Source organism: Myxococcus vastator, from assembly GCF_010894475.1.
GTDB lineage: Bacteria > Myxococcota > Myxococcia > Myxococcales > Myxococcaceae > Myxococcus > Myxococcus vastator.
On sequence record NZ_JAAIYB010000410.1, the window covers coordinates 1 to 7,584 of the forward strand.

7 protein-coding genes and 2 pseudogenes are annotated in these 7,584 nt (G+C 67.2%); 3 read left to right on the forward strand and 6 right to left on the reverse strand.

Translation table 11 applies throughout. The annotated features are described in order from the left end of the window. Positions 1 to 848: 848 nt before the first annotated feature. Both G4D87_RS29770 and def read right to left on the reverse strand, forming a co-directional pair. Entirely contained in the window at positions 849 to 1,556 is a 708-nt protein-coding gene (locus tag G4D87_RS29770) for a sterol desaturase family protein (protein ID WP_163786084.1), read from the reverse strand. A gap of 13 nt (positions 1,557 to 1,569) precedes the next feature. Next, positions 1,570 to 2,076, reverse strand: coding sequence for a peptide deformylase (def, locus tag G4D87_RS29775; protein ID WP_163786085.1), 507 nt, complete (start codon positions 2,074 to 2,076; stop codon positions 1,570 to 1,572). Between the two features lie 200 nt (positions 2,077 to 2,276). On the opposite strand from def, the gene G4D87_RS29780 reads away from it, so the two are divergent. Together G4D87_RS29780 and G4D87_RS29785 are read left to right on the forward strand one after the other, a co-directional pair. After that, positions 2,277 to 2,759, forward strand: coding sequence for a nuclear transport factor 2 family protein (locus tag G4D87_RS29780; protein ID WP_163786086.1), 483 nt, complete (start codon positions 2,277 to 2,279; stop codon positions 2,757 to 2,759). Between the two features lie 9 nt (positions 2,760 to 2,768). After that, positions 2,769 to 3,428 (forward strand): hypothetical protein, encoded by a 660-nt coding sequence (locus tag G4D87_RS29785; protein ID WP_240358717.1) that lies wholly within the window; start codon positions 2,769 to 2,771, stop codon positions 3,426 to 3,428. A gap of 16 nt (positions 3,429 to 3,444) precedes the next feature. Here the strand turns inward: G4D87_RS29785 and G4D87_RS29790 are convergent, their stop codons facing one another. The 4 genes and pseudogenes from G4D87_RS29790 to G4D87_RS29805 form a co-directional block, all read right to left on the reverse strand. After that, a complete protein-coding gene (locus tag G4D87_RS29790) occupies positions 3,445 to 4,896 on the reverse strand; it encodes a hypothetical protein (protein WP_205507766.1) in 1,452 nt (483 codons plus the stop codon). A 79-nt stretch (positions 4,897 to 4,975) separates the two neighbouring features. After that, complete coding sequence (locus tag G4D87_RS29795) at positions 4,976 to 5,584, reverse strand: hypothetical protein (protein ID WP_163786088.1); 609 nt, start codon at positions 5,582 to 5,584, stop codon at positions 4,976 to 4,978. 69 nt (positions 5,585 to 5,653) lie between these two features. After that, entirely contained in the window at positions 5,654 to 6,250 is a 597-nt protein-coding gene (locus G4D87_RS29800; RefSeq protein ID WP_163786089.1) for a DUF2378 family protein, read from the reverse strand. Next, a pseudogene (locus G4D87_RS29805) lies at positions 6,250 to 6,720 on the reverse strand (3-oxoacyl-[acyl-carrier-protein] synthase III C-terminal domain-containing protein); the annotation flags it as partial. The gene G4D87_RS29800 and the pseudogene G4D87_RS29805, both read right to left, overlap by 1 nt. Before the next feature lie 245 nt (positions 6,721 to 6,965). On the opposite strand from G4D87_RS29805, the pseudogene G4D87_RS29810 reads away from it, so the two are divergent. Next, positions 6,966 to 7,584, forward strand: a pseudogene (locus G4D87_RS29810) (transposase family protein); the annotation flags it as partial.

Sequence of the window (7,584 nt, forward strand, 5' to 3'; positions counted from 1 at the left end):
GAACCTGAAACTCGCTGATTCGTTTCCAGTGCTGCCGGCTGCGCTTCTCAGCGCGACCTGGCTGGCACCGTCTTAAGAAATTGACTGCGGTTTCCGCAATCCAGCTTCTTCTTGGGCTTGCTATTTGGTTTTCAAAGAGCGAGTCGCTTGTGATTCCCGCGACTTCTTGCTACTGTCTTCTTCGCTGCTGCCTCGCCGTCTTTTCGTCCGGCGGGGCGTCAGTTTCTATTTCAGTCCGGCGTCTACTGTCAAGCTGCTGTTTTCGCCGTCCTGCTGGCTTCCGGAGTCTTCAGCGCCACCCAGTGGCTTCCGCTGCTTTCTTCCGGAGGGGCGCGGCTTCTACCGCCTTGCCGCCCTCCCTGTCAACCGCTGCTTTCCGTTGACTCCCTCGACTCGTCCGCCCTTCCTTCCGGGCTTCTTCGTCGGGGGCGCGGTTTCTACCACCACCGCGTCTCCTGTCAACTCGCTGCGTTGACCGCCGTATTCCGTATTTTCTTACTGACTCGCTCGAAGTGCCTTCCACGCCAGTGCGTGGGCTTCTTTGCGAGGGGCGCGGCTTCTATCACCGCCGCGTTCAGGGTCAACAAACTTCGTCGACTCTTTTCTTCCTGCTCGTCTCCCGGGTGACGGGCACCGAGGCGGCGAGCAGGGGTCCACTTACTAACGCGCCGCTTCCTGCACGTCAATGGATCTTGATCGGGGCCGTGCTCTGACGCCCGCTCCCACAGGTTCAGCGCACCTTCATGTGTGACTACCCAAGCCGTAACGCAAGCCCTCCCCTGAAATATCAAGGGCTTGCCGCTCGGGAAGCAACCTGCCCTCCAGGCCAGGTCCCACGCTTCGGGTGTTTACGGCTTCTCGCGACGGCCCTCTTCGGGCCGCCATGACGTCCCGAAGAGCCAGTCCGCGAACGGGAACGAGATGTTGAAATTGTGGCGCTGCATCTTCGCAGGGTCGTGATGGGCCTCGTGGTGGCGGCGCAGCTGCCGCATCAGCGCGAGCCGGGCCACCGGGTGCTCGGGCGGCAGGTGGTGGCAGAAGTGCAGCCACTCGTACGTCAGGTAGTACCCGACCGCCGCGGCGACGAAGAGCCAGCCCACGTTCGGCGAGATGAGGACGAAGCACAGGGCGCCCAGTGGCGCGGCGATGGCTCCCAGGAAGAACAGCAGCAATACGGGGGGAAAGAGCACCATCTTCACGTCCCGAGCGGACTCGTAGGCCAGGGCGTCGTGGGTGAAGAAGCGGTGGTGCTGCTCGGTGTGACGCTGGAAGAGCGGGCCCAGCCCCCGCCGGCGGTGGTGCATGGGCCCTCGGTGTCCCAGGAACTCCACCACGTTGCCCAGCAGGAAGACCGCGGGCAGCGTCAGCCATTCCATGGGCCGCCCTCCCTCCAGGTGAGACATGGCGAAGCCGATGACCGCCAGCGAGCCCACGCTCGTGAAGACGAAGTGGGCGCGCCCGGAGTAGCGGGGGCTCACGTGATTGCGCCGGTAGTCCTCGCGGAATCGCGCCACGCGCTCGGGGATGGAGCGCGTGGCCCTGGCGGCTTCAGCCATCCTGTCACCCTGACTAGCCCTTCTGGCGGGCCTTCACTTTCTGGAGCTTCTTCATCCGGTCCAGGATGAGCGTGCGCTTGAGGCTGGACAGGTGGTCCACGAAGACGTGCCCGTCGAGATGGTCGATTTCATGCTGCAGGACGTGCGCGAGCCGGCCTTCCGCCTCGAGTTCGTGCCATTCGGCTGACTTGTCCTGGTAGCGCACCTTCACCTTGTGGAAGCGCGGGCACTTCTCCCACTCGCTCGGGACGGACAGGCAGCCCTCTTCCATCGTCACCGGTTCCTTCTTCTCCAGAATCTGCGGATTGACGATTTCGAAGAAGGTGCCGTCCTCCCGTCCCACCAGCGCCACGCGGAGGGGCTCGCCGACCTGATTGGCGGCGATGCCGATGCCTTCGGCTTCCTTCATGGACTCGGCCATCTGCTCCAAGAGCTTCTCGAGCGGAGGGCCGAAGTCAGTCACGGGCTTGGTGGACGAGGTGAGGACCTTATGGGGCCAGATGACGATGTCGCGAGCCATGGGCCGCAATCTGCCATGCACGCCCCCTCAGCGCCGCCCGATTCGGCATGCCAACGGTCCACCGGTTCACACGACGGCCCTACCCCACCGGGCCCACACTGAGGCTCTGGCCACATGCACCCCAGGGGCGTTTCATCTTCCGCGCGGTGCCCTCCGGACAGTTGGCGCGTCACCCCTGACAGGTCTGCTACACCTGTCCCATGCACCCGCACGCCCAACTCATCACCGACTTCTACTCAGCGTTCCAACGCCGGGACGCCCAGGCCATGGCCGCCTGCTATCACCCGGAGGTGGAGTTCTCTGACGCCGCCTTCGTCGGACTCCGTCACCGGGAGCCCGGTGCCATGTGGCTCATGCTCTGCGAGCGCGGGAAGGACCTGGAGGTCACCTTCCGCGACGTGCAGGCCGATGACCACCAGGGCCGCGCCCACTGGGATGCGCACTACACGTTCAGCGGCACTGGCAGGAAGGTGCTCAACCGCATTGATGCCGAGTTCGAGTTCCGCGACGGGAAGATTGTCCGGCACCGTGACCACTTCGACTTCTGGACCTGGTCCCGCCAGGCGCTGGGTCCCACGGGGCTGGTGCTCGGGTGGACGCCCCTGTTGAAGAAGAAGGTCCAGGCGAAGGCCCGGAAGTCCCTGGACATCTTCATGCGCGAGCGTGGCATCCCCCAGGAGTGAGGAGGACGCATGGCTCCGCCCGATAGTGAGCGCCCGCCCGTGGAGGCCCTGGACCGCTGGCTCCTCGAGGCCGCCATGGAACTGCCCACGCCCCTGCACATGCTCGTGGAGCCGAACCCGCACATCGCGCTCAACATGGCGGACGACCCGCGGTTGTCTCGGGAGGAGCTGTGTGAGCGGCTGTCGCTGCTCGCCGAGCGCGGACTCATCCGCGTCCACATGCTTCCGGATGGACTGCAGGAGCTGTTCTCCCCCGAGGAGATTTCAAACGCCATGGATGCCCGGCAGTCCCGCACCCCCTTCGGCTACTCGCTCACGGCTGCCGGCGGCGCCGTCTGGGAGCACGACGCCAGGCCCGATTGGAGCCGGTTCGTCAACGCGGGGCAGGAGCCCTCCGCCGACGATGCCCAGGACGCCTGGGTCATCGAGGCCGCGAGCCTTGAAGCCGCGGACGCGGAGTTCCGCTTCCATGAGTCACTCGGCGATGTGCATCAGCCGGTCAGCGAGTCGAAACACGGCGAAGTGCTGACGCCGTGGCAGGTGACTTATTGGAAGGCGCTGCCTCACGGATACCGGCTCCGCTACGTCACCGTGCCGCGCCCTTCCAACCCGGCTCGGAGCAGCAGCGTGCCTTCCCGACCACCTTGGTACACGCGCGTCTGGCTGTGACCCCGCGCCCGCGCGTTCACGGCTCCAATTCGGACGCATCGAGGTGCTGGTACGTCAGCGGGCCCTCCCCCTCGCGGGCCAGTCTGGCCGTGCAGCGGACGTTGCCCCTCCAGTCCAGGAACTGGAGTCCCAACGTGCCGTCCTCGTGCAGGAGCAACGAGCCATGGCCGTTGTTGCCCAACTCGGGTCTCAAATCCGTCCACTCGGGGAAGCGCGCGTGCGACTCCAGGAAGCGCACGGGTGCTGGAGACTTCAGGCCCGGCGTCACGGCTCGCACCGGTAGCCCCGCGTGCCCCAGGCTTCCTCCCAGGAATGGGAGCGCGGCGCTCCGGTCGAACAGTGCTCCGTAGGGCGTGGCGCCCCAGAACCACAAATCGACCAGTGCGCGCTCGACCGCCAGTTCCCGGAGGTCTTCCAGCAAACCGGCGTGCGTCGGTTCTCCGTACCGGTAGGGCGCATCGTGGCTCAGGAGGATGTTCGTCGCACCTCGCTGCCGGCCCTCCTCCAGCACCGACTCCAGCCAGCTCAAGAGCGCGGGCTCCTGGTGCCGTCCTGGCTCGAAGTACGCTGTGTCCAGACCGATGAACTGGAAGCGCTCCGAAGCCAGGCAGAAGTAGCTTCCCTCTTGAACCTGCTTCGCTCGTGAGGCGCCTCGCCGCTCGTCCAGGTAGCGGTAGAAGGGGGTGCCTCCAGAACGCATCTCCGGGCCCGCGTTCAGCGTCAGCAGCGTTGTCACGGGCAGCAGCGGTTCGAGCGGCTCGGCCACGTGCGCGTCGAATTCGCCCTGACGGCCCGCGTAGTACACGCCCCCCAGGTGCACCGCGTACTCCAGGCGCTCGCCTCGCATGATGAGCTGACGGGCCACGTAGCGCGCGGGGTACTCGCCCGTGCCAAAGCCGCCGAACAGCGCCACCTCCACCGGCCGTCCCGGCGCGGGCTCGCGGAGCGCGTAGCGGAAGCGGTTGGCGTGATGCGCATCGTCGTGCCAACGGAACTCCGCCCGGTGCCAGCCGCCGTGGAGCCAGGCGCGACCGCTGAACAAAAGCCATCCGCGCAGGTCCGCCACCGGCTCGAAGCGGGTTCGCGCCGGGTCGATGGGAATTTCCTTCGTCATCAGCGGGAAGGTGAAGTCCGGCGGCAGCGACACCGACGCCCGTGCCTGGAATGCCGGTTGCCTCAAGGCCTGGAGCGCGGCTTCGGGCTCGCGCAGGGACTGCTCCAGTTCCTGGAGCACGTGCACCAGGGCTCCCTCCGAAACAGGCGCGCCCAGGTCCTGGCGGATGAGGCTCAGGACTTCTTCCGGCTCGCGCAGGAAGCGCTCGCGCAGCGCGCCCAGTTCGTCCAGACCGAGCGGCGGCAACTCCAATCCGTCGGCGCTCGCGGCTCCAGACGCCCCCAGAGCCGCTGCCGCGGCTGAAGGAGCGCGGTACCCGAGTGCCGTGTAGAACTCCATCCGCTTGCGGTCCATGGGCGCATCATCGCCCGTTGGCCCGACGTGGGGAATGCCGAGCACCGCGTCCCGTGGTTCCGGTCCGGCCGAGTGGCGCCTACTCCCGCGCTTTCGCGGCGGCCGCGGCCTCCTGCGCTTTCTTCACCTGGCTCACGTCTCGCTGGCGGCCATCACGGTAGGCGTAGAGCGTGTAATACGAACCCGTGGCGTAGCCCGGTAGCCTTCGGGGATTGAAGACGCTGGTGCTCGACACCGTTCCACCCACGAAGCCCTTGGGCACGTCCACCAGCCGCATCGCGCAGCCGGCCAGGACCAGCCCCGCCGCTGGCACGTCGTTGCTCACCAGCGTGCACGTGCCTCGCGCCGTGAAGCTCCCCTCCGGCAGGTTGTAGCGCATGTAGACATTCAGCTGCTGCCCGACAGGGAAGGCGTTGTCCGTCACCTGGACACATGCCGTCGCCGTGCCCACGCGACGGCCTCCCCCGTCCACCACCTTGCCGTCCTTGGGATTGTGCTCCGGCACATACACGCTCCCGCCCAGCTTCACGTTCACCTCGAAGGGCGCCGCCGCGCACACCGCCGGGTCCGCGGGGCTCGCCGGGTCCTCCTGCGTGCGGAACTGCATCACCACCTCATTGGCCCCCGCCTGCGCCGACAGCAACAGGCCTCCCAGCATCCCCAACGCACCGCCGAGCCTTCGCGACATGGCGTACCTCCCTCCGGACCTTGGGGGGCTTTTCAGCCCACCTTTTGCGCTCCTTCGACGCGCCAGGCGCTACTGCCACGACAGCGTGTATTCGGTGTCGAGCGGCCCCGTCTGCCGACCGTGCACCTGGACCTGCTTGCCTCCCACCGCCTCGATGACGGCCTGGAGCGTGCCCTCGTGGTAGGCGGGCGGCATGAAGTCCCGCTTCATCGTGAAGATGCCGCTGGTGTCGCCCGTCCACTTCACCGCGCGCTCGCCGTAGCTGACCGCCGCGCGGTAACCCGAGTGCAGGTTGCCCACGAGCCGCTTCGGACTGTCCGACGCCAGCAGCAACAGCGTCTTGCCCGCCGCCGAAGACAGGAAGTCCGTCGTGGCCACCACGCCCATGCGCCGCAGCGCTCCGTCGAAGCCGCCGTGCTCCGGGCCCATCATCTGCGCCGCCGTGAAGGACATCCGCAGGAAGGCGGACACCGGGTAGTTGAAGAAGTCGATGAAGCGCGTCTCGCCACTGGCCGCCAGACAGCGCTCCACCGCCGCGTCCCCGCCCATCGTGCGAACGGCGGACACCACGCCGTTGAAGAAGAGCCCGCGGGCCGTGTCGTCCTTCGTCGCCAGCGCCAAGCGTGCTTCCAACTCCTTGGCGATATTCGGATCCAACTTGTTCATTACAACCTCACGAGTTGCGCGCCGTAGTGGACGTTCGCGCCTACCGCTGCCACCACCACCAGGTCACCACTTCCCAGACACACACGGCCAGCTTCCAGGTCCTCGGCCAGCAGGATGAGCATCCCCGCCGCGGACGTGTTGCCGTAGCGGTCCACGTTGCACGCCACCGCCTCAGGCGGCAGCCCCGCCCGCGCCACGAAGGCGTCCATCACCCGCTTGTTCGGCTGGTGGAAGTAATACCGCTCCACCTTCGAACGGAGCTCCGGACGCGGACCGAGGACGGCGTCGAGGCACTTCTGCATGTACTCCGGATAGCTGCGCGCCACGCGGAAGCCATCCACCACGAAGGCCATGTCCGCCGGGCGCATCCGCCCCGGCTGATAGGGCAGCTTCAACAGGCCGCCACCCTTGCGGATGACCAGGTCTCCGTACGCGTTGCCGGAGAAGGACGCCAGGATGCCCTCCGCCCCAGGCCTGATGCGTTTTCTCGGGGTCGGATTTGAAGAAGGGTCGTCGAGTCGCGGGGTTGCGCGCGGAAGGGGTGACCGGATTCGTGCACCACCTGACGGGTGCCCTGGATGATCGCCCCCTGGCGGGTGGGCTGTGCTCGAAACTGAGCGCCGCAGCCGGAGGCGGAGGGACGGGGCCGGCGAGCCCCATCCCCCCTATGCCCCGCTCCGCGAGACGCGTGGACCGGGGCGAGAAGGAGTCGAGCATGGGTGGACTTCGAGGACAACAGCGGCGCGTGCTGCGGCAGGCGCGCCTGCCGTGGGATGACGCGGTGAGGGACCCGCGAGACTCGCGTGGCACCCGCCATGAGCACCTGGGCCTGTTGGGGCTGGTGGTGGCTGGCTTCGCGGTGGGCAAGAAAGGGTTGAAGCAGGCCGCGCAGCTGGCGGGGGATGTGGGAGCGCGGACGCGCAAGCGACTGGAGTTGCCGCATTCGGTGAAGGGCTCGACGCTCTGGCGTCTGCTGCGCAAGCAGCAGCCGGACGGCCTGCGGGAGACGTTGAGGGCCCAGGCGTGCGAGGTGCTGGAGGATTCGAGCGCCCCCCGCCTGCCATTTCCCTTGGGCGTGGTGAGCGTGGACGGCAAGAGCCTGTGGACGACGCACCAGGGCGAAGTGGAGGGCCTGGAGGCCGTCGCCAACGACGAGGTGGGCCGCGAGTTGTGGCGACTGGGCGCGCTGCGGGCCGTGCACACCAGCGCGCTGGCGGCGCCCTGCCTGGACTTGGAATTCATCGGCGCCAAGGAGGGTGAGTCTCCCGCCTTCCGGCAGTTGCTGCCGCGGGTGGTGGAAGCCTTTGGCGAGCACTTTGGGGTGGTGACAGCCG